The sequence below is a fragment of the Streptomyces venezuelae genome (assembly GCF_008642275.1).
Taxonomy (GTDB): domain Bacteria; phylum Actinomycetota; class Actinomycetes; order Streptomycetales; family Streptomycetaceae; genus Streptomyces; species Streptomyces venezuelae_E.
In genome coordinates this window covers 6,976,568-7,003,304 of the sequence record NZ_CP029189.1, presented here as the reverse complement: position 1 = coordinate 7,003,304, position 26,737 = coordinate 6,976,568, and the positions used below count along the sequence as shown (strand labels likewise).

Sequence of the window (26,737 nt, the reverse complement as noted above, 5' to 3'; positions counted from 1 at the left end):
CGGGGAATGGGAACCTTCTTCAAATCCTGCGACCACCCGATGAGTAGATGGTCGAAGTGTTCCCACGATTACAAGATCCGATACCGCAACCCCTCGGGACGCCAAACTCAGGAGTCCGGATTCGCCACCCAAGACGCAGCCATGAGAAGGCTCACCGAGGCGTATCGGGCAAGGAGGGGCACGGGAAGACAGTCAAAGGCGGAACGCGCCACAAGATACGGACGGATGACGTTCTCCGAGTACGCCACCGAATGGCGAGGTGGCCAAAGACATTTGGCAGAGTCCTCTGTCAGGCAACTCGACTCGCTTCTTGGGTGTCATCTGCTGCCGTTCTTCGGCAGTCGACGAATGGATTCATTCGATCACAAAGTTGTGGACGAATTCGTGCGACACATGGAAGCACACGACGTAGGCTCAGCCGCTCAGTCAAACGCCTTCGACAAGCTCGCCACCATCCTTCTGGACGCTCACCGCCTAGGAGTCTACGAAGAAAGCCCGGTCATTGGGGTCCAGCATCCCCAATACTCCCCCGCGCGCGCAGTGATCCCTACGGCACCCCAGCTGGCATCGCTACGCGGCCAGGGCGACGACTCCTTCCGCCTACTCGTAGACCTCATGAGCGGCTGCGGCCTGCGCAACGGCGAAGCCGCCGCGGTCAACCTGAACAACATGGTGGCCGATGACGTCTACCGAGTCACCGAGCAAGTAAACCAAACCACACGGAAATACGGCCCGATCAAACATCGAAAGAAAGGCGAATATCGCGACGTCCCGTTGCCGATGCGAGTCAGAGAGACGATCGAATGGCATGCCGAGAAGCACGGCACCACCGACGGCTACCTACTTCGACACCCTAAAGACCAAGCCCAAGCATTCCAACCGTATTTCTTTCAGAACCAATGGCAGCGCCTTCGTAAGGCACAGGCTCTCGACATCCCCGACGGCATGGTCATCTACAGCATGCGCCACTTCTTCGCGTCGAACTGCCTAACTCATGGCGTTGCGATCACGGATGTAGCCGAGTGGATGGGGCACAAAAGCATCGAGATCACGTTCAAAACCTACCGACACCTCATGCCTGGCACCCTCGGGCAAGCCGCGAAGCTCCTCGACCTTGGCCTGGCAGCTTGAACTCACCAACCGGGCTGGCCTGCGGAGACAGACCTGCGGACCGGCGCTCCGGCCACGGGAGAGCGCCGGTGACGTCGTCTGCTGCCGCTGCACTCGTTCTGCGGCGGAAATCGAACCGGGTGACCAGGTGCCGCACTTCCTGTGGCTGGGGGCCAGACGCCGGCGAGCAGGGCAGCGTGTTGGGCGCGCTCAGGTCAGGAGGTGACGGGGTCAGCGCCTGCCGCTCCGAGCGCGCCGCGATCTCGCTTGTGCGACACGGTCGTGCCGAACTACCTGGCCGACACGTCGTACACATTCGGCCGGTAAACGCTCCTTGAACGCCCTTGGCGATGGACAACATCCTCGTGGCGCTCAGCGCCGTTCCTGTTCGTTGCTTCCAGGGGGTCGTCGGTGGCCAAGCGCGTGGCGAAGAAGGGCAGCAGCAGGCCCGTACGACTGACTGCTGGTCGGCTACGGGATGGCTGGCCTGCCCCCAGGAGCACCCGCGTACGACTGGCAACGGCGGCGGACACGGACGTCGTGGACGCGCTGCTGGGAACGGCCGGGGTCCGGCTCATGCCAGCCCTTCGGTCGTCCATCGAGGAAGGCACGGCGGGGGCGGCTCTCCTCAACGGCTTGGACGGCACCACCAAAACGTTCTTCGAGGACTTCGCACGTCGTACCGCTGGGCACGCTATGGCCGATTCGATGGCCAGCGTCAGCCTGACCCTGGTGGCCGCCGACCGACAGGACCGGCCGGTCGGCGTCCTGTCGGTCACTGCTCCCGGAACCGTCATCGAACGAGCCTTGGACCACGGGTACAGCGACGTGGAGGCGTTGACGCTGAGCGTGGCCATCGGCAAGGTGCACGGGTTGGCAGTGGCCGATGAAGCCCGTGGCCAGGGCATTGCCAGCACTTTGATGAAACGGGCCTGGCAGGTCTACGAACAGCTCGACTACTTCCTGCTGTACGGGTCTTTCGAGACCGAACGGGACCTGGGCAGCCTCTACACCGGCTGCGGGTACGGTGTGCACGCCGCCGGCCAGGGATTCCTCCTCGACCGAATCGGTCTGCCCTTCGGAGTCAACGCCGGCCCCGACCAGTGCGTGTTCACTCGCTGGCGGCCACGGCGCTGAGCCCCGCTACGTCAGGGGCATGGAGACGCAAGCAGGCACCGTCCTCTGCTCCTTCCCAGGGTCAGGGTCGCTCGGCAGCAGGGTCCCAGTAGTGCTCCAGCATCACCGCCGGCCAGGCCGGGGCGGTGATGGGGCCGCGGGGTCCCATCTGCTCGAAGTAGGGGCCGAGATCGTAGATCGGGGTGCCGTTGACAGCGTCAAGGTCGGTAACGTGCAGATCCCGTCCTTCGACCTTGAGCAGCCGGGGAAAGCTGGTCGCCATTCGGTTGGGACGCCGGTGGTTTCGGTGCACGAAGGTGCCGGTGGGCTGCCACTCCGGGTTGTTCCGGGGGCTGCGGGCTCCGAGGTGGAGATCGGCATCGGATCCCAGGTGGAAGCGCCAGGTGACGATCAGGTGGGAGAACTCCTCAAGGCCTTGCAAGGTATCCAGCGGGAGGTCGGGGCGAAGGCGGATGATCGATTCGACTCCGCCCTGGTAGTCATCGGCCGGCTTCTCGTGGCCGCCGACGACATGGGCAACGGCCTCCAACGTGATCGGGTCGTCCACGAAATCCTCCCCTACGACTACCAGCAAGGCCTGGGGGTTCCCCGGTCCGCGCCAGTGCTGTGATGGCGCGGTCAGCATACCCGGCCGATCACCGTACGGGCGCGGTCGTCCAGTTGGGCCAGCGCCGTTCCTCCGCGGCCTCGGTAAGGAGACAGGGAGCGGCGCATCTGGACCACGGTGTCCAAAGCCCGACCGGACTGGACTCCCTGCATGGTGTCCAGAGCCTGGGACCAGGTGGCGCAGGCCGCATCGACAGCTCCGCGCTGTATCTGCACCGCGCCCAGGAGGCCGAGGGTGACCGCGTGGGTGCGGGCGAAAGGCTGGGCGCGGCGGGTGCGGACGCTGCGCTGGAACTCACGTTCAGCACCGCGGAGATCTCCGAGGCCCTGCAGGGTGCGGGCCGTTTCGTGCGCGAGGCTTGCCTCGGAGAAGAAGAAGACTCGGGCAGGCTCGCCGTCTCCGCTTTCAGCGTGGCGCAGGTCGTCTTCGGCACGCAGCAGAGCGGCAATGGCCTGCTGCTTGTGGCCGGCTGCCGCCAGGCTGCGTGCATGAACGACCCCCAGGAGGGAGCGTTCGCGCGGGCTCGCATCCGTGTAGCGGCGGTGGGCGACGGAGGCCTCGGCCAGTCGGAGGGCTTGTGTGGGATGACCGAGGTCTAGGGTCTGGTGCGCCTGGGCCCGGAGGATATGTCCGGCCAGAGGAGCATCGTCGGCTTCGGCAGACAGCCGCAGGGCAACACCGAGCCACTTCTGGGCGAGGGCGTGCTCGGAGGAGTCGAAAGCGGTCCAGCCTGCCAGGTAGGCCAGTTCGCCGGCAGCAGTGAACATCTCCTGCCGCGTGTGGTGATCCGGGAATCGGCCGCCGAGATATCCGGCGACGTCGGTCCGGAGATAGGCCACAAGGGCGGAGCGGCCGTCCTGGCCGCCGCGGCGCTGTTCACGCTGAGAAAGCAGCTGCGTCATTTCCCGTACGGCGGCTACGTCGTCCGGGCCGACGTGCCATGCGTCCGACGGCTTCCGCGACTGAGCTGCAGTGACGGTGTCCTGCCACCATCGGTCGGACGGCAGGAACATCCCCGCGAGAGAGAAGGCTGCACCCTTCAGGGTGCGGCGGCGCTCCAGGTCCAAGTCGGTCCCCCCGAGATCGACGAGCTGTGCGATCGAGTCGCTGTCCCGGGTTGCGGAACCTGCCTTATCATCAGGGTCTTTAAGCCCGATGTCGGCTGCCGTGACGACCCGATGGGTCCCTCGGCTGCTCAGCCCTCGCGACAACGCTTCGCACAAGATACGGGTCGCCGACGGCTCAGGGTGCGATCCGCGAACCCACTGGTTTACATGCGAGGCCGACACCGCTTTCAAGTCGTCGGCACCGACCTCGGCCGCCACACGCTGCAGATGCCGGGCGGTCGTGGCCTGCGACCAGCCAAGCTGCCGCAGCACGCCCTCCAGCAGGATGTTGCGCTCACGCGGCACCGGAAGCCCCCGTCCACGAAACGATCTTTACGCGCCTTACGCGGTACCGCACCCTCCACGGGATACCCACGCCGAGTGAATCACGGTTCGCTGAGCGTAACGGTAGCCGCAAGAGCCACTTCGTTGGCTGCAGTTCGGCCATCCCCGGCGGCCACCCGAGCGCTCTGCAAGACCGTCCACGACCGCGGAAGAGGAACGAGGTGAAGCGATGAACTCCCACCAGATCACGCGCGACAACATGCTCAAGGCACTGGCCTCAGCCACCGCCGTCTCGGCCTGTATGAATCTGCCCAGCCGCCCTGAATCCGTAAAAACCGCACGGGACTTCGTCGCGGACCAGTTGGCCTGGTGGGGCCATCCGGACTTGGAATACGCTGCCACGCTGGTCTGCAGTGAGCTGGTCACCAATGCCGTCACGCACGGCAATCCGGACCCTTCAACGAGCGAATGCATGGTCGCGCTCACCCTGGTCCCCGGAGAAGCTCTGATCACCCAGGTAGCGGACCCCCATCCCGCGCCCCCGATTCCAAAGGTCACCTTCCCGGGCACCCTGGCGGAGCACGGCCGCGGGCTGTCCATCGTCACGCAGTTGACCGCCCACTGGAGTGCCTCCCCCAGACCCGACGGGAAGGGGAAGGTCATCAGCGCCTACCTACTGATCGCCGAACAGCCGGCGTGCGCAGCTCGCACCGGAAGCACTTGCCCGATCGCACGCGCCAGGACCGATCGCTCGTGACGCTGCCCGACTTTGACGTTCAGGTCCACTGGACCGGGCTCGAAGACTCTGAGGCGGAACTGGTCCGCGACTCCTTGTTCAGTCGCACGGTACGCAGTGCGCCGCCGGGTGACGTCCCGGACCCTCCACGGCCATGCCCCGTGGGGGCGGTCGAGACCCGGCACGAGACCGTGCGGCACGCCGGGGCCTCACACCGCGCCCCGCACCTGGTGACCGCCGGCTCCCCCGCCCATTGCTGGCACCCGACATCCATTTCTGCCCGAGGAGTTTCCGTGGGTCTGTCGCTCCCGATCCCCGCACCGCAAGCCTGCTTACCCTCTCCGCCTTCACGGCCGGGCATTGGGGCGCATGCCGGGACCCTTCACACAGCGCCTGAGGCGGAAGCCATGGCCTGGCGTCTACTGCGCACCCTCGCAGTCTCGCGATACGAGGACATCACCGGCGAGGACAGCCAGTTGTGGGACACCCTCAATCGGGTCCTCGACGATGCCCTCGACCCGCGCGACGTCCGGCCGCTGACCGCCAGCGTGGCGGTGTCCCTCGGCTCGCTGACGGACCGCGCCTCCCGCCAGATCCGGACGGGGCTCACCGAACAGACTCGGTCGCGAGCACGCTTCCTCCTTCGCGAGGTCCACGACCGGCTGCGCCGCGACACCGAGGACCTTGGCCTCCTGCGCCGACTGGCCTGGATGACGGGAGAGGTCGTTGACGAGGTCCTGGACCCGGCTCCCTCCGACACGACCTCGGCGCCGACCGCCGACGAGACGTCAGCGGGCTCCGCTCCAACCAGGTGGGCCGGGCAATGGTCCAGAGGGCCCGCCGCTGTCACACCTCCGGCGGCCTCGGTATGAACACCGCTCCACCCGCTGCGCCGAGGCCGGAGAGCATGCGGGTCCTGGACCGCGCCTGCATCATCGTGCACCGGCACGTCACCACCACGTGCCCGCCAGGTGCGTCTCTCCCGAGCACCAAGCAATTGGCCAGGGCCCTGGGGCTGCCGGAGAAGCATGTGCTCCAAGGGCTCCTGCGCCTGGACGCCCGGGGCGAGATCGCCCTGCACACCGGGACTCTGCCGGTACGACTGCGCCCGCGGGAACCGCACCCCCGCGACCGGGCCCTACACGGTGCCGTCCGCGACCGGATCCGCGCCAGCCACTACGTGCCGGAGCAGGCTCTGCCTACTGGTCTGCTCGGCGCAGAGTTCGGACTTCTTCCGCACCACGTACAGCGCGCGCTGAGGTTCCTCACGGCCGAGGGGACCCTCCGCTTCGACGCACATGGACCCCACGGTCCGGGCTACTACGTCCCGGCGGCTATTGCGGGGGACGAGCCGGCCCCAGACCCGACCCCACCTGCGAGAGGACGACGGCGTGAGCCTCGCCGATGAACGTCTACCCATGGTGAAACCGGTTCCCCTGCAGACCAGCTCCTCCAGACTGTCCGCTGTCTGGCTCGGGACACGAAGCCCCCACGAAGGCGATCAAGACGTCGCACGCGCCGTCAGGAACGTCTTCCCTCGCCAACCCGCGGCAGCCAGGATCAACCGTGAGCACCACCTGCTCATCACCGACACCATCGCCCAGCGAGGGATCACTCAGATCCTGGACCTCGGGTGCGGGTATCCGGCGAATGGCCAGCCCGGCGCCGCCGATCCGCTCCTGTCCCAAAACACCCACGAGGTCGTACAACGGCGCTGGCATGCCGCGTCCGTCACCTACGTCGACAACGACCCCGACGTCGTCAACGCCCGGCGCACCGAGATCGCGGCCACCGCCAGTCAGACTCGCACTCGAACGCTCCTCGCAGACATCACGAACACGGTCGACCTCCTCGAGCAGCTCACGCGGGACGTCGCGGTGACCCGAGACCGCCCGATCGCCGTCCTTGCCCACGACGTCTTCCCGTGGATCCCGGACAACGACGCCATACGCCGCTGCGTCGCCTCCCTACGTGAGTGGCTGCCGCCCGGCAGCGCCCTGTCCGTCACGCATGCAACCGCTGACATGACCCCGACCTGGATCCAGCGGCTCACGGGCGTGTACGCCGAGGCCGGCCTCTCCTTCCGCCCCCGCGGCCGCGGCTTCACCACAGACCTGTTCGGGGACTGGGAGGACCTCTACGGCGGTCCCGTGCGTGTCATCCCCACTGCGCGGCACCAGCCCGGCCACCACGAATCGAAAGCCCCCGACTTCCACTCCGCCGGCTACGCCGGAGTCGCCATCAAACCCTCCACCTAGAAGAAGACCACCATGTACCTGATGCAGCAGTTGACCAACGAGGACCGGGAGCCCGTCTCCCGCCTCATCCGTGACCGCCAGGACCACGACGAGAGAGAAGGCAGGCCCACCTGGGACGACGGCAGCGTCCTTCTCCGCCTCCTGTCCGCCCCCGACCCGGCTACCCAACTCGTCGGAATGTGGGAGGACGAGCAACTCGTTGCCTCCCTCGCTCTGCACCACGGCGACCCTGGCGGTGCCTGGACCGATGACGAGCGCACCGAGCCGAGCTGGGGGCTCCGCCTGGTCCACACGCACCCGGAACACCGGCGCCTTGGGCGGCTGATCACACTGTGGGCCGGCGACTACGCCGCCCGCCAGGACCAGCCGCCCGCGTGGCTCAGGTGCTCGGTCCGCGACATGAATGTCGCGTGGTACCTCGAAAGGACGTGTGGCTGGGCGGCCGTACGACGGCGCCAGGATCCGAGCGGAGTGCTCACCTGTCTTCAGCGCGCACCGGAGCACATCGACCACTTCGACCTGATGGTCGCCACGGGAACGGAGCTGTGGGCCGAAGGCATGCTGCGGCAGGTGACCTCTGCTGCTGACGAGTGAGCGCCCGGATGACTGCATCGGGTGGGATTTGTGGTTTTCACGGCGGCGCACGTGGCGCCGTCTCTAGGCTCCAACAACACGACGGTGGGCTCGCTGCCTGCCACAGGCGAACTGGTGCGGGAGAGAACGTGCTGCTCGAAGGCAAGCTGGTCCGGGACCGAATTCCGGAGATCATCCGCGAGGACGGACTCGAGCCCCAGGTCTACGTGGCGGAGCCGGCGGAATACCGCGCCCGCCTCCACGCGAAGCTGACCGAGGAGGTCCTCGAGGTCCAGGAGGCGGACGCGACCACTGCGCCGGACGAACTCGCCGACGTCCTTGAGGTCGTCTACGCCCTTGCAGCCGACTACGGCATCGACCACCAGCAGCTGGAGAAGATCCGCCAGGACAAGGCCGATCAGCGCGGAGGCTTCGCCGACCGCATTGTCTGGACCGGCAACCACTGATCGAGCGGCCGCCGGCCCAGACCGCATCTAGCCCGCCACCGTGCCGAGCAGCACATGGCTCACCCCGGACAGCGAGAGCCTCGGCGCCGAGTTCCCCGCGGGCGAAAGCCCTGCGTGCCGGCCAAGCAGCACCGCCTCCTCGGAGCTGATGCCGCGCTGGAAGGTCCCCTTGCCCTCGCTGGACCAGAAGCCGTCATGGTGTCGGGCCCAGCCCCCGGCGGCCGCCGCCTTCGTGATCTCCTCGGGCGAGCGAGTCACCACCAGCACGTGCCCTCCAGGCCGTACGAACGATGCGGCGTCCTGGAGGGCACGAACGCGTTCCCAGGGGTTGGGCAACACGTTCAGGACGAACGCCTGGGTCACCAGGTCGTACCCGCCGCGCTCGGGCCGCGGCCACCCGAAGTCCGCATGAGGGTCGTAGCCGTCCGCTTCCAGCCCGGCGGACCGGTAGTGCGCCACGTCCGCTCCCCGTCCGCACCCGTGGTCCAGCAGCGTCGATACGCCGAGCGGGCCGGCCAGCGTAGCCGTCACGGCCCGGGCAGCAGGGGACGGGCCCTGGCGGCTCATGGCTGTCTTGTGCGGCTGGTAAGCCCGGTACATGCCTGGAGCCGGATCGGCACCGGTTAGCTCCCCGATCGAGAACAGGACGTCCTCCGGCGGGTCCGCCGCGTCGGGCGTGACCGGGAGATCGAGCAGCAGGGCGGAGTGGTCCGTGAACGACTGCTCTCCGGTCCGCACCGTGCCGTCCGTGGTGACCGGCGTCTCGGGCGCCAGGTGGTCGCTGAGTAGTGCCAGGTCGCACCGGAAGCGGCTGAGCCGGCCGGAGAACGTGCGCTCGAAGGTGAACGTGGGGTCGCCCTCGCCCTTGCTGGTGTCCACTAGGCCAGCGGAGTCGAGCAGTTGCTCCAGAGCCTTGCGCTCGGCGTCGGCCGTGAAGCCGCTGACTTCGTCGCCGTAGACGCCGTCCTCCGGCCGGGGCGCCAGGTTGAAGTCCCCGCAGATCAGCAATGGCCGCCCCTTCTCGCCCGCGGCCATCGACGCGAGGTCGACGAGCTGAGACGCGCGCGCAGCGCTCGTGTACGCGTCGAGATGGACCTGCACGACGGTGAGCCAGCCCAGCTCCAGGCGCTGGGCCCAATCCGTCGGCGCCGACACGACCGGCACGCGGACCTCCTCGCGCACCCAGGTGGCCAGGTGGCCGTCGCCGCCAGCGAAGACGTAGCCCGGCAGAACCGGAGGCCGCCGGTCGGCCGGCTTGTACGGCTTGTACGGCTCCTGAGCAACGACGACCGCCACGTCGCGAGACCGCAGCCAGGCCGCGAGGTGGGCTCGGGCGCCGTCCGCGCCCATGCGCTTGTTCAGGTTGATCGAGGCGAGCATCATGAAGGGCTCCTTCGAGTCACAGGGGCAGCGGACGGCCGGAGGCGGCCTCTTCGCGGAAGGCCTCCCACAGAATGTTCAGCGGGTGGGAGGGACCGTAGGAGTCCCGCTCGCCCTTCCGTGCGAACACCCCGCTCACCAGCTCCAGCACGGGGTCGAAGTCGTCGGCGAAGTCGACCAGACGGAAGCCCTCGCCGCCGGGCAGCCGGCCTTGAACGGCGGCTTCGCCTATCGACCGGGCGCAGAGCATGCAGCCGTAGGTCATGCCGGACCGCAGCAGGGCCAGGCCGTAGTAGATGTCGTCGATCTCGGCGACGATCTGCAGGTGCGCGCGGAAGTCTGGGCCATACCAATGCTCGACGAAGTCCGCGATCACCCCGCGGGAGGGGATGACCAGCGGGAGGTTGCGCAGCCGTTCCACGCCGACCTTCCGGGCCGGCAGTTCGCGTACGGGCAGGTTGGTCAGCAGGGCCAGGCCCTCGCGGTGCCACTCCAGGAAGTCGTACTCCGGGGCGACGAGCCCGCCGTCGGCCGGCGCCGCCATCCCTCCGCAGAGCAGGTCCACCTGGTTGGAGTCCAGCCGCTGGCGGAAGTCTCGGGTGCGCACGTGGACCACCTTGAGCTCCACCTCGCGTTCCATGAACTCCGGCTCGATCCGCTCCCACACCCGCCCGAGGAACCCCAGGGTGAACTCCGTCGTGCCCACAGTCAGCTGGCTGCCGAGCCGCCGGCGGGACGCCGCGATGCCCTGGAGCCAGTCGGAAAACGTCGCGCGGATGCGGTCGACGACCTCAAGCCCGGTCGGGGTGAACAGCAGCTCGCGGCCCCGTCCCTGCTTGATCACGAGCAACTCACCTGTGAGCGCTTGAAAGTTGCGGTTGAGGATGTCCAGCTGCTTCTGAACGCTGGACTGCTCCCGCCCGAGGATCCGGGCCGCGGCCAGCGCGGTGCCCTCCTCGTGGACGACGACCAGCGTGCGCATCTGGTCCCAGGTCAGATCCAGCAAGTGCGGTGAGCAGCGCAGCAGATCGCCTCTGAACCCCTCGGGGCCGGGCACGGTCAGCGGTCCGAACGGTAACGAGCTCATGCTTCCCTCCCCTGTGCGACGGCGGCGCCGCCAGGCACCCATAGCTTGCACTGTCCGAGCGGACATCAGTAGTGGACTTCACCGCATTTCACGCCGAGAAAACCTCTAAATGTTCGGTCGGACATGGAGACATGGCGAGCTAACCAATGGACCATTTTCTCAGGCGCCTTCGATCCGATGGCGGCCTTCCACTCCACTGCCTCACGCCCAGGGGTGACCTATGCTCTCAGCCGAGTCGATCAAGCACCTCGCCGAGACGGGCGGGTTGACCTGGCCCGGGGAACTCCGCGGCGACGGCCTGCTACTGACGCTGGGCGACGTGATCCAGCCCCTGCACAAACCCCGCTACGGCATCGTCGACCTGGCCGACCAGGCCAGCATCGACGCCCTCTACGGCGTACAGATCGACAACTGGACCACCTACAACCTCCGCCCCCAGCAAATGGTCATCGTCCCCGTCGCGCAGCCGCTCACCCTCGGCCCCGACGTGTACGGGGTGATCGGAGGCCTCAGCCACCTCGCCCGCGTCGGCCTCGCCGTCCACATCACCAGCCCGTACGTCCTGCCCGGCTGGTCCGGCCACCTGGCCCTGGAGCTCGTCAACCACGGCCCGGCCACCCTCCGCCTGCGCGTCGAGATGCCGGTCGCCCGCCTTCTCCTCCTCCCCCGTGGCGGTGGCCCCGTCCCCTCCGCGCACCCCTTCTACGGCGACCCCACCCACCTGAAAAGCCGCTACGCCGACGAGTTCTTCGCCGGCCCGTCCGAGAGGTGAGACCCATGGACGACTGCCAGTTCTGCACCGAGTTCAACGAGCGAGCGCCCAAGACCCGCATCATCACCGAGGCCGACGGCTGGGTGCTGCTGCCCACCATCGGCTGCCTCACCCCGGGCTACAACCTCTTCATGCCGCTGGAGCACCTCGACGCGGCCGCCGACTTCCCCGCCACCGACCTCCACAAGGTCGAGGCCGGCCTGGAGACGATGCGCGCCCTGGTCCAGAGCCACTTCGGGCCGGCCATCGTCGCCGAGCACGGCCCGCGGGACTGCGAGCGCGGCGCGTCGTGCTGCAGCCACGTCCACCTCCACATCATCCCCGTCAAGGACGCCGACGCCATCCTCACCGCGTACGAGGAAGTCGGCGGCCCGGGCCAGCGGCTGGACTCCCTCACCGACCTCCCGGCCGCCGCGGAGAGCTCCTACCTCTACCTCTCGGCCCGCCCGGGCGAACACCACTACTGGCCGGCCGATGGCCGCTTCCAGCGTCAGTTCGTCCGCCGCGTGGTCGCCGACCAGCTCGGCATCCCCGAGCAGTACGACTGGCGCGACCACCCCTTCAACGACCACCGGCAGCTCACGTTCGACACCCTGACCGCGGCCCTCGCCACCGGCGCCTGACGACGCAGAGGGGGGACACCCTGTGACCACCACCCTGCCCCGCCCGCTCCACAGCCTCGGCCACCAGGAACTCGACCGCGCCGCGCGCGACCGCCGGTGGCCGAAGTGGGCCACCATGGCCGTCCTGCACAGCGTTGGCCTGCCCACCCTCAACGCCACCCTCTTACGCCCCGGCCAGACCCCCACCGAGATCCGTACCGCTGCCCGCGTCCTCGCGGCCGCCCTCGACACCGACCGCCTGATGATCCGCTCCGACGGCGGCGTCGAACGCAAGCAGTACTACCGCGGCGGCAACACCTTCCCCGTCGCGGACATCGCGCAGCGCGCCGCACCGCTCCTGGACGCCGGGCGCGCGGTCATCCTCGCCGGCCCCACCAACCGCTTCACCAACAAGCTCACCGTGATGGTCCGCATGGACCGCCCGGGCCCGGGCCGGCCGGGCACCTTCACCCTCGAAGGACTCGGCCCCGGCTACGACGTCGCCGACCTCACCCGCGGCGAGCTCCCCCCGCAGGTCACCGCCCAGCTCAACGATGTCGACTGGGATACCTTCAGCACCCCCCGCTGGAACGAGTGGACCATCACCGGCGACCAATGCCCCGGCGGCGAAGACGCCCGCCGACGGCGCCGCCTGGAGCGCCTCGCCTCCCAGACCCTCAGCGACGGCGGCCAGCTTTCCGGAACGCCCAGCGCCGAGAACGCCGAAGCCTGGCTCCGCGGCCGCGGGTTCCTCCACCTCTTCGGCCCCCAGAGCCCCCAGCCAGCCATGATGCGCCGCGCGGGCAGGCTGTTCGAGGACTCCTTCGTCCTGACTCGCGCCCAGCCCAACCGCAACTGGCGCTGCCTGGGCACCGCCTTCAGCGTCTTCGCCGACGCGCGCACCGTCTACTGGGACCTCGTCGACGGCGAGCGCAAGTACGCCGCGGCCGCAACCCCCACCCGCCGAGCGAAGGGAGCGGCCGCATGACCGACCGGCCGATCTACCTCGACCACCAGGCCACCACCCCGCTCGACCCTCGCGTGCTCGACGCGATGATGCCCTTCCTCACCGACCAGTTCGGCAACCCCGGAAGCGCCCACGCCTACGGCCAGGCCGCATCCCGGGCGGTCAGCGCCGCCCGCCGGCACGTCGCCCACCTCATCGGTGCGAAGAACCCCGTCGAGATCGTGTTCACCTCCGGCGCCACCGAGGCCAACCACCTCGCGATCGTCGGGGGTTCCCTGGCCGCCCGGCCCCACGGCGGGCACGTCGTCACCACCACCATCGAGCACAAGGCAGTCCTCGCCGCCTGCCAGTACCTCGTCAACCACCACGGCTACACCTGCACCCGTGTCGATGTGGACAGCCACGGCAGCGTCCGGCCCGACGACGTCATCGCCGCACTCAAGCCGGACACCGTCATGGTGTCAGTCATGCACGCCAACAACGAGATCGGCACCATCCAGCGGATCGAAGCCATCGCCGAGGTCGTCCACCACCGCCGGATCCTGATGCACACCGACGCCGCGCAGAGCGCCGGCTACGGCCTCATCGACACCTCCGGGCTCGACGCCGACTTCGTCTCGCTGTCCGCCCACAAGCTCTACGGGCCGAAGGGCATCGGAGCACTGTTCATCCGCGGCCGCACCCGCCTTACCGCCCTCCAGACCGGCGGAGGGCAGGAGCGGGGGCTACGCGCCGGCACCCTCAACGTTCCCGCCATCGTCGGCTTCGGCGCCGCCGCAGCGCTGATCACGACCGACACCGTCACCCCGAATGGAGAGATCCGGGCGCTGCGCGACCGCCTCGCACAGCGGCTCTGCGACGCGATCCAGGGCGCCACCGTCAACGGCCACCCTCGCCGCCGACTGCCGGGCAACCTGAGCATCACCCTCCCGGCCGTGGAGGCCGCCGACCTCCTGGACCACATGCCGACCCTCGCCGCCTCCACGGGCTCCGCCTGCAACACCGGCTCCGCCGAACCTTCCCACGTCCTGACCGCGATCGGCCTGTCCCGGGCCGCAGCCCGCCGGACCCTCCGCCTCGGCCTCGGCCGCACAACCACCGGCTCCGACATCGACCTGGCCCTCAAGATGATCGTCGGCGCCGCCGCGCACCCGCTCATGGCCTGTACGCCGGTCGGTGGAATCGACCAGTTTCGGTAGCCACCGCCTCCAGGCCGGCGCCACCACCGCTCCCCCTGGACCGTTTGGGGTCAGAGCTGCCCCCTTCGGCCGGGGATGTCAGAGATCGCAGGCCTCGCCCGAGCGCGCTGACCTCCGATCGGCAAGCCAGTCTGCCGGCCCCCGGCAAGGCAGGGAATGAGCCATGGGCCCGCCCGAAGTGGATCAGTTGCCCGCGTCCTGCGTGCTGTCGGCGTAGCTGTTGAACACGTCGAGCTCGTCCTGCTCGAAACGGCGGATGCCACCCCGGATGGAGTCGTAGCCCGCCACGACGGAGGTCGCGGTGGCGTAGACGCGCTCATCGTCTTTCACCTCGAAGTGGAAGGTGAGGGAGACCCGCTTCACGTCGGTCACCCAGGCTTCGATGCGGACCGGGGTCTCCCAGGTCTCGAGCGGGTGCTTGTAACGGATGGTCTGCTCGCGCAGGAGGAAGTTGCGGGCCAGGCGCTCGGCGGGGTCCTTGGGGACCAGCATGCTGAACATGCGCATGCGGGTCTCTTCCAAGAGGACGCCGTAACGTGAGCTGTTGAGATGTCCGTTCGCGTCGAGGTCCGACCAGCGAATGGGGCAGTGGTAGATGTGTCGAGACACAGCGGCTCCTGAGAGTTGTGGGATCTGCCGCGCCATCGAGGCGCCCGGCCGATCCAAGGAGGGGCTGGCGCATCCCCCGTTGCCGATGGCCCAGGAGCCGCGGGCATCGGCCGTCCGGACGTTCCGTGTCGTCCGGACGACCACGCCCCGACCTCCCAGCCCCCAGACGGAGACAGCACCAGTCGTGACAGTAAGTGGCTAGCTCTGGTCAACGAGCTAGCCACACCAGTTAGCGGCGCAGGTCCTCGCCCTGTTGGAGGTCGTTGAAGATCTCGCGAAGGAGGGTGGCCCGGAGGTCTGCCTGGGGCAGCTGCTCACTGAGTCGGCTGAACGCCGCTTGGACGGAGTTCGGCAGCGAGGCGCGCAGCAGCAGCTTCAGCTCCGCTCGGGCCTGGGGGTCGACGATCGGGTGGTGGATGCGGTCGATGACGGCTCCGGCCCCCAGCTGCGTGATGCCCCACTCTCCAGGCGCTTCCCGGATGGCCCACACCACGAAGTGGTTCTCGGGCGACAGGGTGAGCTGGCACTCCGGACCTGCCAGCGCACTGAGTGCGGGGAGCGGGACGCCGTCGGGGCCTGCGAGCGCCGCGGCTTCGTTGGCGTTGTCGACGACCAGGCGGGCGGTGAGCGCACGGGCCGCACGGCGGCGGGCGGCATCGGCTTCGGCCTGGGCAGAGGGCTGAGGAGCGGACAGGCTGGGCTCAGCATGGGCCCAGGCGTTGCGCTTGCCGCCCAAGGCGTCGGTCTCGTCATCGGAGGACTCGGTCTCGACCCAGGTGATCACTACGAATCGGCAGTGGGGCATCGACGCCGGGTACAGGACGTGGGAGACGACTTCGACGGTCTCCCAGCCCAGGGCGGGGATGATCATCCGGAAGACGTGGCCGTCCCGGTCGGCTTCCAGATCGGCCTCGGTGCGCCAGATCCGCTCGACGTCCGGGTTCTGGCGAACCTCGGCGATCAGGTCTATGAGCTCGGTGTTGTCCTTGTGGGTGGCCTGGGCGAACTTCAGCAGGCGAATGTAGGCCGCAGCGTGCATTTCCCAGTCGTGGTACTGGGTGCGCGCCTCGGGGTTCGTCAGGGCCCAGCGCATGAGGTTGGCGCGCGGCTCCATGACCCAGGGCCACCACTCGGCCATCGCCGCGTTGTACGCGAGGACGTTCCAGTTGCGGTCGGTGAGGTACGTAGGCGAGGGCATCTGCCTGTCGATCAGAAGGCGAAGTGCCCGGCGCAGCTCCGGACTGGCGTCGATCTGCGGGTCGCCGTCGAGCGTGGTACCGATGTTGTACAGCAGCAGGGCGTGGCGCTCGCTCTTGTCGAGTCCGAGCAGGTCCGCAAGCGCCTCGCACTGGGGCTTGGTGAACCGAGGCGGGACGGCCCCCTTCTCCACGTTGCGGTAGGTCCGGACCCCCATACCGAGGGCCTTGGCCACCGGGGACTGGGTGACCCCCGCCGCCTGGCGCCATCTCTTCAGCCAGCCACCGAACCCCATGAACTGACCGGCGATTTCCCCGCCGTTTGCGCCCTTGTTCTCGGCGCGGTCATCGCCGAAGGGGACTATCCCCTGAGCAACCATGAGGCTCTTCCTTTGTCTCCGCAGTCTGCAGGGCGGCATCCGGTCGAAGGTATGAAAAAAGAGGGGCAGCACGAATGCAGGCCCCCCGGCCGGATGTCTCCCACAAAGACGATACGACGACCTTGAACCCTTTCTGTAATTTGTGGCGTCGACCACAGGGCGGTTGGTTAAACGTGCAACCATGCCCACCTGCACCCAGCCGCCTTCCGTGACGAATCTGGACATTCCCAAGCCTGCGGTTTTCCATGATCGGAAAAGCGGCAAATCCTTGCCGGTTTTTCTTGCAAGGGGACGAATGATCATTCACGCCGCCGACGATCACGCCAGCAGATAGGTCGTCGCCTCCCAACCCCCTTTACAAATAGAAGGATTGGCAAGCATCTCCATGCAACCCCCATACATCCCACGCATCAATCTACGCGCGTGGATTCCCGTCGGGGTGCCGTTGACGAAGCCTTTGCCTGCGGGCTTAAATCCAAACCTGACCAGCCGGTACAGCGCGACAGCCTGCCGGTTCATGAACGTGGGGGCTCTTTTGAAGATCTTTCTTGGCGTGCCCGGAGTGCACGCGGACGACGGCGTCGAACAGCAGCCCACATCCGCACACGCCGACACAGCAGCAAAATGCTTGGCATGGGCAACTTTTCACGGTCTGTAGAGCCAGGTCTGGATCTTGCGTGGACGTCTGCGTATGTTCGTCGTCCCCAACCGGGAGGCAACCCGGTTACCGGCGACAGGAACACATGCAGGACGCACCAAGCGGCTAGTCCGTAAAAGCACTCGACGCCCGGGAGAAGGCAACTCCCGGGCGCCGGACGCGAAGAGCCGTATCTCCAGCCGAGGCAACGGCCGGAGAGACCCGTCATCACCGCACCGGCCCTTCCAACGGGGCACACCGGCTGCGGCATCACTCAGGGAGAGTTTTGCATGGGCACGCCCCTGCGCGAAAGGCCGGGCTTCCGGACCGTCGCCGCGGAACGCGCCGCGAACACCGCCCACCCGCCCATTTCGGGCCGCTGGTACGGGGGTGAGCGCTGATGGCACGCATTCGCACCATCAAGCCCGAGGCGTTCGAATCCGAGGACCTCGCCGCCGTCGATGTCACCGCGATGGTCACATTCTTTGGGCTGCTGACCCAGGCGGACGACTCGGGACGATTCCGCGACCACCCGGCCGTCATCGCCGGGCGGCTGTGGGCGCTGCGCCCGGAGCACACCCCCGCCCACGTGGCCGGCGACCTGGAGCAGCTGGCCGAGGCCGGCCTGGTGTGCCGGTACACAGGCTGTGACGGCAAGTCCTGGCTGCACATAGTGACCTGGGACCGGCACCAGAAGATCAACCGCGCCTCGGACTCACGACTGCCGCGCTGCCCGACCCACGAGGCAGCGAAGGCGTGCGGCGAGTGCGACCGCCCCCAGTGCCACACCCAGATCCGAGCGGGTGACAGCCCCCGACAGCCAACCCCCGAAGCCCACCAGGCGCCCGCGGGCACCGTCGGCGGAAGCGACTCCGTGACCGCTCATGGAGTGCTCACGCGAACCGTTCCGTCCGATTCGCCCGCATCCACCCTCACCGTGACGCGCGCCACTCTCGCCCAGGAGGCTGAGATCGTCGCCACATCGGTCCCGTGCCCGCCCCCTGCAAGCCCTGCAAGAGAATCCGCAGGTCAGGGCAGTGCGGCCCCGACAGAGCAGGTGGCAGGCGCCACATTCACTGAGGGCTCACGGTCTGGATCTAGGATCTTGGATCCTGGATCTTCCCGTAGGGGGCGCGATGCGCCCGCGCTCGGATCCTCCCAGGAAACGGTGCTGGAAGCGGCCGACGCGAGCGAGTGGTCGGCGAAGGTCTTGATGGCCGAGTATCTGCGCGCCTGCCCCGGAGGACGTCCGCCGAAGAAGGTGCTCGGGCACCTGGGCAAGGAGCTCCGCTCGCTGCTGGACGAGGGCTACGGCCCCGACGTCCTGAGGCCAGCGCTGGAGCGGCTGCGCGCCAAGGGGCTGAACCCCAGCGTCCTGCCGAGCCTGGTCAACGAGCTCCTCAACGCCGGCCCGGCGCCGTCGTCGAGCTCGAGCCCGTCCTCCGCCTCCGGCGCGGGGCTCTGGGCCAGCGCCTCCCCCGCCTACACGCCGTACCTCAACCCCACTGAGCCGACTGGCACCTTCGGAGTCGCCCTGTGAACCGCACCAGCCTCGCCCACCCTGAGACCACCGCGGACAACGCTTCGCTGACCTGGATGCGGCGCAAGCTCGCCGAACGCGGCATCGACCCCACCGCTCCCGTCGCGGACACCCCGGAAGCGATCCCCGCTCTTGAGGCCGCTCAGCTGCGAATCCCGCGCGACTACCGTCAGGCCCAGGTCGAGCATCCCGCCGTAGCCGAGTGGGTCCACAGCATCGCCGGCAGCGCCGTCGGCCACGCGGCGAGCCCGCTGATCCCGCACTGGGGGACGCCCGGGCAGCGGGAGATCACCCACGGCCGCAGCCTGCTGCTGTGGGGCTCGACCGGCGCCGGCAAGACGCACCAGGCGTACGCCGCGATCCGCGCCCTGACCGCCGCCGGGTGCGGGGTGCGCTGGCACGCCACGACCGCCGCCGACCTGTACGGCGAGATGCGGGCCCGAAGCGGCAGCGATCCCGAGTACCTCCTGCGACGGATCGTGCGGATGCCGCTGCTGCTCCTGGACGACCTCGGCGCCGCCAAGAGCAGCGAGTGGACCGAGGAGATCACCTACCGCCTGCTCAACTGGCGGGCACAGAACCACCTGCCGACGATCGTCACCTCGAACCTGCCACCGGTCCGCATGCCGGGTACGGGCTCCGGCACACCGGTGCTGCGGGACAAGGTCGGCGACCGCGTGCTGAGCCGCCTGTCCGGCATGTGCACCCCGGTCCACCTGGACGGCCCCGACCGCCGCTTCCGCGCCGCCTGACCCGCGGCGCCCACCACGTTCCAACGCCCGGCCCGCGAGCCGGTCCGCCGGCAGCCGCCGCGTGCCGCATCCGCTCGCCGCCGCCCGGCATGCCCTGGAGACCCTTCCCATGCGCCACATCACCACCAATACCCAGCCCTTTGCGGAACTGCGCGGCATCGCCGACATCTCGTGGCACGCCCGCGGGAGGTGCCACGACCTGGCCCCCGACGAGGCCGACCGCCTGTTCTTCTCCGCACCGCGCGCCCACGCCGCCATCGCCGAGGCCAAGTCGCTCTGCGGCGCCTGCCCCGTACGCCAGGACTGCTTCACGCACGCCTTGGACAACGACATTCGCTGGGGCATGTGGGGCGGCCTGACCGAGGCGGATCGCAAGCCGTGGCACGCCAAGGTCGCCAAGCGCCTCGACTACGCCCGGGTCCGCGCCGCGCTCATGGGCCGTGACGTCCACCTCACTGCGTCCGAGCGCGACGCCGTCACCCGCGCCGCCTACATCCGCGGCTGGAGCGCCCCACGCCTGGCTTATGCCCTCCGCATCGACCTCGACCACGCCCGCGACCTCCTCCGCGAGGCCCGCCACGCTGTGGCCGACCGCGACCGGTACTGGAAGGTTCCGGCTGCGGACAGCGAAGAAGCCGGCGCCCCGGAGCAGGGCGAGGAAGTCAGCAGCGAGACCGCCCCCGAGGAAACGTTCTGCCAGGTGCCCCGCCAGGTCCAGACGCACGAACTGATCAACGCCCTGAAGAAGGCGGCCTGAACTGCCCGGCGCTACCTCCCGCCCGCCCCACCAGCGGACGCACACCACATCCCCCAGCGAGCCCGGAGAAAGGGAGCCCTTGACCGAGGAGACCGCCGACCGATACGCCCTGATCGCTGCCGGGACAGTGATCATCGTCCTGACCGGTGCCGGATTCTGGCTCTCCTACGCCCACCTCGCCGAAGTCGCCGGGCGACACGGCTTGGACCGCTCGCCCATCCGGCAGTGGGCCTGGCCCGCCACGCTGGACATGTTCATCGTCGCAGGCGAACTGCTCATGCTGCGGGCCGGACTTCGCAGGGTCACGGACTGGTGGGCGATCGGGCTGACGGCTGTCGGGTCACTGGGATCGATCGCCCTGAACGTGGCCGGCGTGAACGGCACCACCGCCGGGCCTGTTCCGCTCCTCGACTACGTGGTCGCGGCGGTCCCACCGACCGGCGCGATGCTGGCCTTCGGAGTCCTGATGAGGCAGATCCAGCAGCGGGTCGCCAGGCCCGTCCGGAACGGCCAGACCGAGACCCGGACCGGACCGAGGCTGAGCGGGACCGCCGGACCGCAGGACCGCACAGATCCCCAGACCGGACCCAACCCGGACCGGACCGACACCCCCACCGGACCGCCTCGCCCCGGACCGAAACTCGGACCAGACCCGGACCCGAGCCGGACCACCGAACCGCAGGACCGCACGGAACCCCGGACCGGACCCAAACCGGACCGGACCGACACCCCCACCGGACCGCCCCGCCCCGGACCGAAACCCGGACCGCGTCAAACTCGGACCGGCCCGGTTCGCCCCCGGACCGTCCGGGCGAAGGTGGGTGCCGGACGGTCGGACCGCCGGACCGGACCGCGTCGCCTGTCCGAGGCCGAGGTCGTAGAGCTGGTCCTCCCCGACGTTCCCGCAGTCCTGGCGGCCGAGGGGAACGCGCAGATCACCAGGACGCAGCTGCGGGGCATCATGCGCGCCCGCGGAATCCCCCTCGGCAACGAGCACATCGGTCCCGTCCTGACAGCGCTTCGGGCCGCCACCGCCCCCACCACATCCTCCGAAGGAGCCACCCGCCGATGAAGACGTGCGACCGATTCACCGACCTGAAGGCCGGATACGAACGCGACATCACGTTCCTGCGCAACCACGCCACCCGTCACGCGGGCAGCACCGCCTCAAAGTCGAGCACGCGTCACGCCCTGGCGGTGAAGCAGAACATGGCCAAGGCCCTCTCCCGCCATTACACCCATTGCCCCCTGTGCGGGTGAGCCGCCCCCTGCCCGTACGGCGGGCCGGACCGACCAGCGCCCGGGCCGCCGCCCCGTTCCCGCACCTCTCCTCCCGGAAGGAGCCGAAAACGCCGATGACCTCAGCCGAGAACCCGCGCGAAGCGGAGCAGGACCAGCCCGTCCGACCGGCCGAGCCCCCCGGACGTGACCATTGTTCGCCTGGCGCCAACTCATACCCAGGAGGAGCAAGTTATCGGCCAAGACACTCTTCCCCGTCGGGGAAGCGCGTCTTGGCCAAACCCGCCCCAGGAGTGGCGGGAGCGGACCGGAGCCAGGGGGCGCCGGTCCACGAGGCAGCGACCGAGGGCGGATCGCAGCCGGAGGAAACACCCGCACCGCGACGCAAACGCCGCGCCACGAAGAACGCCTCCCGCAAGCGCTCGCCGAAAACCGCAGCCGACAAGCGCAGCTACGTGTGCAGCGTCCGCCTCAACGACGACGAGAAGCACCACCTCGCCACAGCTGCCGCAGCAGCCCGCACGAGCCTGCCCGCGTTCCTCGCCCGCAGTGCCCTCGCCGCCGCCCGCGACCCCGAGGGTGCCGCCGGCGCCATCGCTGGCGAACGTGAGCTGATCTCCGAGATGTTCGCCGCCCGCAGACACCTCGGCCACGTCGGCAACAACCTCAACCAGGTGGCCAGGGCCATCAACTCCGGCGACCGACCGGCGGACGCCCACCTCGACGCGGTGCTGACCGCCGTACGGCGGGCCACCGACCGGGTCCAGGCCGCCACCGACCGACTCCTCGAACACCGCTAGGAACACCCCACCGTCATGGTCCCCAAGATCCACAAGCGCGGGACGCGCACCATCGGCCTGCTGTACTACCTGTACGGCCCCGGCAAGGCCGAAGAACACGTCGACCCGCACCTGGTGGCGTCCTGGGACCACGCCGCCCCCGACCCCGGCCGCGACCCTGAGGCCACGTACAAGCAGCTGCAGCAGCTCCTGGACCAGCCCCTGGCCCTGCTCGACGAAAACGAGCGCCCGAAGAAGCACGTGTGGCACCTGTCCGTACGCAACGGCCCCACCGACCGGATCCTGTCCGACCAGGAGTGGGGCGACGTTACCCGCCGTATAGTCGCCGCCGCCGGCATCGACGACCCGGAGCAAGGCGCGGGCTGCCGCTGGGTCGCCGTCCGGCACGCCGACGACCACATCCACATCCTGGCCACCTTGGTTCGCGAGGACGGCTACCGGCCGGACCTCGATTTCGACGCCGTGCGCGTCCAGGCCGAAGCCCGCCGTCTGGAAGAGGAGCTGGGGCTGCGCCGCCTCAACCCCGGTGACGGCACCGCCGCGAAGCGGCCCACCAGCGCCGAACGCCACAAGGCCGCACGCCAGGGCCGTGAGCGCACCGCCCGCGAGGAACTGCGCGAGACCGTCCGACGGGCTGTGGCCGGAGCCGAGAGCGAGAAGGAGTTCTTCGACCGCCTGGGCGCCGCCGGCGTTCTGGTGCGCACGCGCGTCGCACCGTCCGGTGACCTCCTGGGGTACACGGTCGCGCTGCCCGGTGACGTCAACGCCCAAGGGGAGCCGGTCTTCTACCCGGGCTCGAAGTTGGGCCCGGACCTGTCCCTGCCTCGGATCCGGGAGCGCTGGTCGGGCCGCCGGACCCAGAGCCGGGTCGCTGAGCAGACGGTGCCGTCGGGGCCCGCATCGGCGCGGCGTCGGGCAAGCACGGCGCTGTGGCAGGCGGTGCTCGTCATGGACGGGGCGGACGACGCGGTGGCTGCGGCGTACATCGCGGCTGCCGGTGAGGTCCTGGACGCGCTCGCGAAGACGTCCGCCGCACACACCCGGCGCGAACTACGAGAAGCTGCCTTCGTGTTCGAGCGGGCCTCCCGCTCCCACGTGCGGGCGGAGCGCGGGCACGACCGGGCTCTTCGTCAGGCTGCCCGTGACCTGGTCTACAGCGGTCCGGCGCTCGGGCGGGGGGAGGACGGAGCGACGACCGCGATGGTGATCGACGCCGTGTTCTTCCTGGTGACCGTGGCCGCGCACTGGCACGGGAAGAAGGCACACGCGCAGCAGGCCGCCGCCGCCCAGCTGGCCGCCGAGCATCTGCGCACGGCCTACCGGGCCGCCGCCGCGCAGCCGATGGGTGTGCTGGCCGTACGGGGCCGGTCGCTGGCTCCTCCGGTGCTGCGCCGCCAGGTCCTGCGGGTCCGGGAAGCATTGCCGTCGGCGTTGGCGGAGCAGGTCCTGGCGGAGGCCGGGTGGGCGGCGTTGGCGGCAACCCTGGCCGATGCTGAGGCGGCCGGGTACGACGCCACCGCGCTGCTGGCCGATGCGGCTGCCCGCCGGGAGCTGGCGAGCGCCGAGTCGTTGTCGGACGTGCTGGTGTGGCGGCTGCGCCGCGCCGCGGACCTGCCGGCCGACGCCCAGGCGACACCCCTGCCCGACGGCGGCTCCGTCCCGTCGGACCCCGCCGGACGGAAGGCCGGAAACCCGGCCACGAAGGGCCCGCAGCGCCGCCGGAGGTGACCGGGCTTTCAGGGATTCGTGAGTTGCCGCGGATGGAGGCGGTGGGGCACGCTTCATGACCCGCCGCGGTGTGCGGGGAGCCAACTCTGGGAGGGGAGCCCAAGTGTTCGGTCGCAGGAAGGCGAAGCAGGAGCGTGGGGAGATGGGGCCGGCGGGTGTCCCGTGGCTGGCGTACCCGGAGCCGCAGTGGCCCGAGCCCGCCCAGCCGGCGCCCGCGCCCGCTCCGGCCGCTGCGGTAGTGGACGACTTCCTGCCGCCGGACTTCCGGATGGACACCGACGACGATCTGGCCGGCCGGTTCATGCCGTGGCGGCGCCCCCTGGTCGTCGAGGGTGAGGTCCGCGCCTGCTCGCAGTGCCAGGCGTACCGGGACTGGGTCATCCTGTGCACCCAGGGCCGGATCTGGCTGCGCTGCCGCGACGGACACGAGACCCTGGAGCCCCGCCTGGACGTGGCTTGGTACAACCGCAACAGCGGACCGAGCAAAGGCAAGTTCGGCACGCTCGAGGAGGGCCTGCGCTCCCTCGACCACTGATCAGGCACCGCGCCCCTGGACCCCCTGTATTCCTGCCCCGCCGCTCCGAGGAGGCGGCCACGGTCAGCCCACTCGCATCCGACCCAGGGAAGCCGTATGCGCCTGCGCCATTCCGCCATCCTCACCAACACCTGTCTCTCCCTCTGGGCCCTGACCGGCTGTTCCGCCCCGCCCTCCGACAGCACGCCCTCCACGGCACAGGCGGAGACACCCGTACCTACCGCCGGCGGCCACGGAGTGCTGCCGTCGGAGCGGCTGGCGGACAGGTTGCTCACCGCCGACGATCTCGGCCCCGGCTACGCCGCCCGCCCCGCCGCAACCACGGGTTCGCCCGAGGCGTCCGTCGAGGGCTGCCCACAGCTGGAGCAGCTGGGCGACACCGCGGACAACCCGTATGCGATGTTCCCGAACCAGGGGAAGCGGGTCTTCAACGGCCCCGGCGGCACCCAGCTGACCGAGGAGTTGTACTCCGCACCGCCTAGGGACCTGTCTGCAGGGGTCGGGCGGATCATGACCGCGATGGGCGCCTGCCCGTCGTACCAGCTGGTCACCGCCACCACCGTGGCGGAGGTCCGCACCCAGACGGTGCCGGTGCCCCGTCTCGGTGACGAGCAGTGGGGGCAGGTCCTCACCGTCACCGCCGGCGGGGGGCGCACCATCGTCCAGCAGACCGTGATTCGCGCCGGAGCTGTGCTCCTGGTCGTCTCCGGCAGCCCGGCTGAAGTCACGGTCCACGCGCAGACCGCCCTGGCCAAGGCAACAGCCCGCTAGAGCAGCAGCACGACACTGGATCAGCCGAAGCTCCGCTCGCCTGCGCATGCCTGTGCACAAGGTGGGCGGTGCCCTGGTCTACTGCGGACCAGGCCCATCGCGACAGCCGTCGGAATGGGGGCGTGAGAGTTCACTGACGCGCTGAAGGAGCGCGGAGGTTACAGGTCCAACAAGCTTCGCAGTTGCACGACCCCGGACCACAGGGCTTCGATGGAACTGTCGGCGGTGACGGGTGTTGTCTCGGTCCAGCCGTCGAAGGTGTCCTTCCCGTCGCGGACGGGCTTCCAGTCCTGGGCTCGCCACTCTGCGATTACCTCCCGCTCCAAGCGTTCAGCGTCGCGACCAAGCTCGAAGTCCAAGGTCTCGTGAAGCTGCCAACCCCTCCCCTTGTGCTTCTGTATCCGGCCGGTGTCCAGGTTGCAGATCCCCACTTTCGCCGCCTGGAGCCGCTCGTGGAAGAGGAGGTACACGAGTGCTGGCTGCTCCCGCTTGAACCCGTACGTAGCGCACTCCGAACAGCCGCTCCCGCGGCTGTTCACACTACCGAGCGTAGGATAGGTGACGGCTTGGCACTGCGGGTTGGTGCACTCACATTTCCAGCGCTCGCGCACGCCCGGGTAGGGCGCTAGCGGGCGCAGTCCGGCCTCGATCATGGTGTCGCGTGCGGCGTCTTCGTCGATCACGACGCCAGCGCACCACTTGCAGGCTTGGGCACCGCGACGGATCCAGCCGAGCCGCGGATAGATCGTCCGGTCTGACGGCCCCGGACAGTCTGTGGCCAGGCACCTACTACGCCAGCGTTCGTTGGCTCCCGGATAGGGCTCAAGCGGGCGTGCCCCGACCGCGAGCATTTCGCTGACGGCCTGTACTTCGGGCACGCGCTTCCGCCCGCCGCAGTGGTCGCACCCGCCCTGTCCGGCAAGTACGACATTGGCGTAGGTGGGGCTGATGTCGACCGCCGGGCACGCCAGGCACTTGCACAGCCACGGAGCCGTGGCCGTCTGGTACGGCTCCAGCGGCTCGACACCATGCTGGATCATCTCAAATGCGGCGCGCTCGGGCCGGACCGCGACCCGAGCGCAGTACTTGCACGCCGATCTCTTCGCCAGTCGTGCGTCTGAGAGTCGCGGGCGTATGTCGGCTAGCGCCCCCTCCCACAGACCGGGGCACAGCGCGCTCAGGCAGCGGCTCCTCCAGGGCACGTCCACGCCCGGGTACTCCTCCAGCGGCTCCACCCCAGCCGCGCGCATCTCCGCGACGGCAACGTCGGCCGGGACCTTGCGCTTCGCAGCCGCACGAGCGCGACCGCACGGGTCGCAGCCGCCCCTGCCAGGCTGCATTACGTTGCGATAGATCGGTGTGACGAAGTGGCCGTAATCCATGCACACGCTCAGCCAAGGCTTGGCGTTGGTGGGCCACACCGATATCGGCCACACTCCCTTGGCGATCATGTTCGCCTTAGCGACCTCGGGATCCAGATGGCGAGGCGCTTCACTCCAAAGGGCGT

The 26,737-nt window shown here is 69.1% G+C and carries 28 protein-coding genes; 20 read left to right on the top strand and 8 right to left on the bottom strand.

The genetic code is table 11. The features are described 5' to 3' along the window. The first annotated feature begins 225 nt into the window (after positions 1-225). Both DEJ51_RS31110 and DEJ51_RS31105 read left to right on the top strand, forming a co-directional pair. Positions 226-1,131: a tyrosine-type recombinase/integrase gene (locus tag DEJ51_RS31110; protein WP_223836051.1), complete on the top strand. Its 906-nt coding sequence runs from the start codon at positions 226-228 to the stop codon at positions 1,129-1,131. A gap of 519 nt (positions 1,132-1,650) precedes the next feature. Next, entirely contained in the window at positions 1,651-2,247 is a 597-nt protein-coding gene (locus tag DEJ51_RS31105; RefSeq protein ID WP_223836050.1) for a GNAT family N-acetyltransferase, read from the top strand. A gap of 61 nt (positions 2,248-2,308) precedes the next feature. On the opposite strand, the gene DEJ51_RS31100 is transcribed toward DEJ51_RS31105, so the two are convergent. Together DEJ51_RS31100 and DEJ51_RS31095 are read right to left on the bottom strand one after the other, a co-directional pair. After that, complete coding sequence (locus tag DEJ51_RS31100) at positions 2,309-2,794, bottom strand: TrmO family methyltransferase (RefSeq protein WP_223836049.1); 486 nt, start codon at positions 2,792-2,794, stop codon at positions 2,309-2,311. A 71-nt stretch (positions 2,795-2,865) separates the two neighbouring features. Beyond that, complete coding sequence (locus DEJ51_RS31095) at positions 2,866-4,266, bottom strand: Tat pathway signal protein (RefSeq protein WP_150260958.1); 1,401 nt, start codon at positions 4,264-4,266, stop codon at positions 2,866-2,868. A gap of 208 nt (positions 4,267-4,474) precedes the next feature. On the opposite strand from DEJ51_RS31095, the gene DEJ51_RS31090 reads away from it, so the two are divergent. Then, positions 4,475-5,002 carry an ATP-binding protein gene (locus DEJ51_RS31090; RefSeq protein WP_150260957.1) on the top strand — a complete coding sequence of 176 codons (528 nt, stop codon included), beginning with the start codon at positions 4,475-4,477 and terminating at the stop codon, positions 5,000-5,002. Between the two features lie 386 nt (positions 5,003-5,388). Next, positions 5,389-5,853, top strand: coding sequence for a hypothetical protein (locus DEJ51_RS31085; RefSeq protein ID WP_150260956.1), 465 nt, complete (start codon positions 5,389-5,391; stop codon positions 5,851-5,853). Between the two features lie 266 nt (positions 5,854-6,119). Here DEJ51_RS31085 and DEJ51_RS34755 read toward each other — a convergent pair whose 3' ends face one another. Further along, a complete protein-coding gene (locus DEJ51_RS34755) occupies positions 6,120-6,281 on the bottom strand; it encodes a hypothetical protein (protein ID WP_190620787.1) in 162 nt (53 codons plus the stop codon). Between the two features lie 91 nt (positions 6,282-6,372). Between DEJ51_RS34755 and DEJ51_RS31080 the strand changes: the two genes are divergently transcribed. The 3 genes from DEJ51_RS31080 (at position 6,373) to DEJ51_RS31070 (ending at position 8,279) form a co-directional block, all read left to right on the top strand. Beyond that, positions 6,373-7,239 (top strand): SAM-dependent methyltransferase, encoded by an 867-nt coding sequence (locus DEJ51_RS31080; protein WP_190620785.1) that lies wholly within the window; start codon positions 6,373-6,375, stop codon positions 7,237-7,239. A gap of 12 nt (positions 7,240-7,251) precedes the next feature. Beyond that, the gene (locus DEJ51_RS31075) at positions 7,252-7,833 is read left to right on the top strand and encodes a hypothetical protein (protein WP_190620783.1); all 582 of its coding nucleotides are present in this window, start codon (positions 7,252-7,254) and stop codon (positions 7,831-7,833) included. 128 nt (positions 7,834-7,961) lie between these two features. Further along, entirely contained in the window at positions 7,962-8,279 is a 318-nt protein-coding gene (locus DEJ51_RS31070; RefSeq protein ID WP_223836048.1) for a nucleoside triphosphate pyrophosphohydrolase, read from the top strand. A 27-nt stretch (positions 8,280-8,306) separates the two neighbouring features. Here DEJ51_RS31070 and DEJ51_RS31065 read toward each other — a convergent pair whose 3' ends face one another. Further along, complete coding sequence (locus tag DEJ51_RS31065) at positions 8,307-9,662, bottom strand: methyltransferase domain-containing protein (protein WP_150260953.1); 1,356 nt, start codon at positions 9,660-9,662, stop codon at positions 8,307-8,309. 16 nt (positions 9,663-9,678) lie between these two features. Next, positions 9,679-10,746: a LysR family transcriptional regulator gene (locus tag DEJ51_RS31060; RefSeq protein ID WP_190620775.1), complete on the bottom strand. Its 1,068-nt coding sequence runs from the start codon at positions 10,744-10,746 to the stop codon at positions 9,679-9,681. 220 nt (positions 10,747-10,966) lie between these two features. Between DEJ51_RS31060 and DEJ51_RS31055 the strand changes: the two genes are divergently transcribed. Genes DEJ51_RS31055 through DEJ51_RS31040 form a run of 4 tightly spaced genes read left to right on the top strand, consistent with a single transcriptional unit; the run spans position 10,967 to position 14,286 of the window. Beyond that, a complete protein-coding gene (locus DEJ51_RS31055) occupies positions 10,967-11,518 on the top strand; it encodes a dCTP deaminase domain-containing protein (protein ID WP_150260952.1) in 552 nt (183 codons plus the stop codon). A gap of 5 nt (positions 11,519-11,523) precedes the next feature. Next, positions 11,524-12,141 (top strand): hypothetical protein, encoded by a 618-nt coding sequence (locus DEJ51_RS31050; RefSeq protein ID WP_223836047.1) that lies wholly within the window; start codon positions 11,524-11,526, stop codon positions 12,139-12,141. Between the two features lie 22 nt (positions 12,142-12,163). Continuing rightward, positions 12,164-13,108, top strand: a complete 945-nt coding sequence (locus tag DEJ51_RS31045) for a hypothetical protein (RefSeq protein ID WP_150260950.1) — start codon at positions 12,164-12,166, stop codon at positions 13,106-13,108. After that, on the top strand, positions 13,105-14,286 hold the full coding sequence (locus tag DEJ51_RS31040; RefSeq protein WP_150260949.1) for a cysteine desulfurase family protein: 1,182 nt from the start codon (positions 13,105-13,107) through the stop codon (positions 14,284-14,286). The genes DEJ51_RS31045 and DEJ51_RS31040 overlap by 4 nt, the downstream gene beginning before the upstream one ends. 183 nt (positions 14,287-14,469) lie before the next feature. On the opposite strand, the gene DEJ51_RS31035 is transcribed toward DEJ51_RS31040, so the two are convergent. Next, positions 14,470-14,931, bottom strand: a complete 462-nt coding sequence (locus DEJ51_RS31035) for an acyl-CoA thioesterase (RefSeq protein WP_223836244.1) — start codon at positions 14,929-14,931, stop codon at positions 14,470-14,472. A 193-nt stretch (positions 14,932-15,124) separates the two neighbouring features. Next, a complete protein-coding gene (locus DEJ51_RS31030) occupies positions 15,125-16,471 on the bottom strand; it encodes a helix-turn-helix transcriptional regulator (protein WP_150260947.1) in 1,347 nt (448 codons plus the stop codon). Between the two features lie 1,037 nt (positions 16,472-17,508). Here DEJ51_RS31030 and DEJ51_RS31025 point away from each other — a divergent pair. The 9 genes from DEJ51_RS31025 to DEJ51_RS30985 all read left to right on the top strand — a co-directional run bounded on the left by DEJ51_RS31025 (position 17,509) and on the right by DEJ51_RS30985 (position 25,230). Beyond that, complete coding sequence (locus DEJ51_RS31025) at positions 17,509-18,648, top strand: hypothetical protein (protein ID WP_150260946.1); 1,140 nt, start codon at positions 17,509-17,511, stop codon at positions 18,646-18,648. Positions 18,649-18,704: 56 nt separating this feature from the next. Continuing rightward, positions 18,705-19,400 (top strand): ATP-binding protein, encoded by a 696-nt coding sequence (locus DEJ51_RS31020; protein ID WP_150262259.1) that lies wholly within the window; start codon positions 18,705-18,707, stop codon positions 19,398-19,400. A 109-nt stretch (positions 19,401-19,509) separates the two neighbouring features. Next, positions 19,510-20,157: a WhiB family transcriptional regulator gene (locus tag DEJ51_RS31015; protein ID WP_150260945.1), complete on the top strand. Its 648-nt coding sequence runs from the start codon at positions 19,510-19,512 to the stop codon at positions 20,155-20,157. A gap of 79 nt (positions 20,158-20,236) precedes the next feature. Continuing rightward, positions 20,237-21,229, top strand: coding sequence for a DUF2637 domain-containing protein (locus DEJ51_RS31010; RefSeq protein WP_150260944.1), 993 nt, complete (start codon positions 20,237-20,239; stop codon positions 21,227-21,229). After that, positions 21,226-21,417, top strand: coding sequence for a hypothetical protein (locus DEJ51_RS31005; RefSeq protein WP_150260943.1), 192 nt, complete (start codon positions 21,226-21,228; stop codon positions 21,415-21,417). The genes DEJ51_RS31010 and DEJ51_RS31005 overlap by 4 nt, the downstream gene beginning before the upstream one ends. 251 nt (positions 21,418-21,668) lie before the next feature. Further along, a complete protein-coding gene (locus tag DEJ51_RS31000) occupies positions 21,669-22,196 on the top strand; it encodes a plasmid mobilization protein (protein WP_223836046.1) in 528 nt (175 codons plus the stop codon). Between the two features lie 15 nt (positions 22,197-22,211). Next, entirely contained in the window at positions 22,212-23,924 is a 1,713-nt protein-coding gene (locus DEJ51_RS30995) for a relaxase/mobilization nuclease domain-containing protein (RefSeq protein WP_150260941.1), read from the top strand. 103 nt (positions 23,925-24,027) lie between these two features. Then, positions 24,028-24,459 (top strand): hypothetical protein, encoded by a 432-nt coding sequence (locus DEJ51_RS30990; protein WP_150260940.1) that lies wholly within the window; start codon positions 24,028-24,030, stop codon positions 24,457-24,459. A 96-nt stretch (positions 24,460-24,555) separates the two neighbouring features. After that, a complete protein-coding gene (locus tag DEJ51_RS30985) occupies positions 24,556-25,230 on the top strand; it encodes a hypothetical protein (protein ID WP_150260939.1) in 675 nt (224 codons plus the stop codon). A gap of 158 nt (positions 25,231-25,388) precedes the next feature. Here DEJ51_RS30985 and DEJ51_RS30980 read toward each other — a convergent pair whose 3' ends face one another. Beyond that, entirely contained in the window at positions 25,389-26,681 is a 1,293-nt protein-coding gene (locus DEJ51_RS30980; RefSeq protein WP_150260938.1) for a hypothetical protein, read from the bottom strand. Positions 26,682-26,737: the final 56 nt, after the last annotated feature.

What these genes read in the sequence shown, in the direction of transcription:
- DEJ51_RS31110 (WP_223836051.1), top strand. Translation starts at nt 226, where the DNA reads ATGACGTTCTCCGAGTACGCCACCGAATGGCGAGGTGGCCAAAGACAT.
- DEJ51_RS31040 (WP_150260949.1), top strand. Translation starts at nt 13,105, where the DNA reads ATGACCGACCGGCCGATCTACCTCGACCACCAGGCCACCACCCCGCTC.
- DEJ51_RS31090 (WP_150260957.1), top strand. Translation starts at nt 4,475, where the DNA reads ATGAACTCCCACCAGATCACGCGCGACAACATGCTCAAGGCACTGGCC.
- DEJ51_RS31020 (WP_150262259.1), top strand. Translation starts at nt 18,705, where the DNA reads ATGCGGCGCAAGCTCGCCGAACGCGGCATCGACCCCACCGCTCCCGTC.
- DEJ51_RS31050 (WP_223836047.1), top strand. Translation starts at nt 11,524, where the DNA reads ATGGACGACTGCCAGTTCTGCACCGAGTTCAACGAGCGAGCGCCCAAG.
- DEJ51_RS31035 (WP_223836244.1), bottom strand. Translation starts at nt 14,931, where the DNA reads ATGGCGCGGCAGATCCCACAACTCTCAGGAGCCGCTGTGTCTCGACAC.
- DEJ51_RS30995 (WP_150260941.1), top strand. Translation starts at nt 22,212, where the DNA reads ATGGTCCCCAAGATCCACAAGCGCGGGACGCGCACCATCGGCCTGCTG.
- DEJ51_RS31085 (WP_150260956.1), top strand. Translation starts at nt 5,389, where the DNA reads ATGGCCTGGCGTCTACTGCGCACCCTCGCAGTCTCGCGATACGAGGAC.
- DEJ51_RS31075 (WP_190620783.1), top strand. Translation starts at nt 7,252, where the DNA reads ATGTACCTGATGCAGCAGTTGACCAACGAGGACCGGGAGCCCGTCTCC.
- DEJ51_RS31025 (WP_150260946.1), top strand. Translation starts at nt 17,509, where the DNA reads ATGGCACGCATTCGCACCATCAAGCCCGAGGCGTTCGAATCCGAGGAC.
- DEJ51_RS31005 (WP_150260943.1), top strand. Translation starts at nt 21,226, where the DNA reads ATGAAGACGTGCGACCGATTCACCGACCTGAAGGCCGGATACGAACGC.
- DEJ51_RS34755 (WP_190620787.1), bottom strand. Translation starts at nt 6,281, where the DNA reads ATGTGCGTCGAAGCGGAGGGTCCCCTCGGCCGTGAGGAACCTCAGCGC.
- DEJ51_RS30980 (WP_150260938.1), bottom strand. Translation starts at nt 26,681, where the DNA reads ATGATCGCCAAGGGAGTGTGGCCGATATCGGTGTGGCCCACCAACGCC.
- DEJ51_RS31060 (WP_190620775.1), bottom strand. Translation starts at nt 10,746, where the DNA reads ATGAGCTCGTTACCGTTCGGACCGCTGACCGTGCCCGGCCCCGAGGGG.
- DEJ51_RS31055 (WP_150260952.1), top strand. Translation starts at nt 10,967, where the DNA reads ATGCTCTCAGCCGAGTCGATCAAGCACCTCGCCGAGACGGGCGGGTTG.
- DEJ51_RS31015 (WP_150260945.1), top strand. Translation starts at nt 19,510, where the DNA reads ATGCGCCACATCACCACCAATACCCAGCCCTTTGCGGAACTGCGCGGC.
- DEJ51_RS31030 (WP_150260947.1), bottom strand. Translation starts at nt 16,471, where the DNA reads ATGGTTGCTCAGGGGATAGTCCCCTTCGGCGATGACCGCGCCGAGAAC.
- DEJ51_RS31065 (WP_150260953.1), bottom strand. Translation starts at nt 9,662, where the DNA reads ATGATGCTCGCCTCGATCAACCTGAACAAGCGCATGGGCGCGGACGGC.
- DEJ51_RS30985 (WP_150260939.1), top strand. Translation starts at nt 24,556, where the DNA reads ATGCGCCTGCGCCATTCCGCCATCCTCACCAACACCTGTCTCTCCCTC.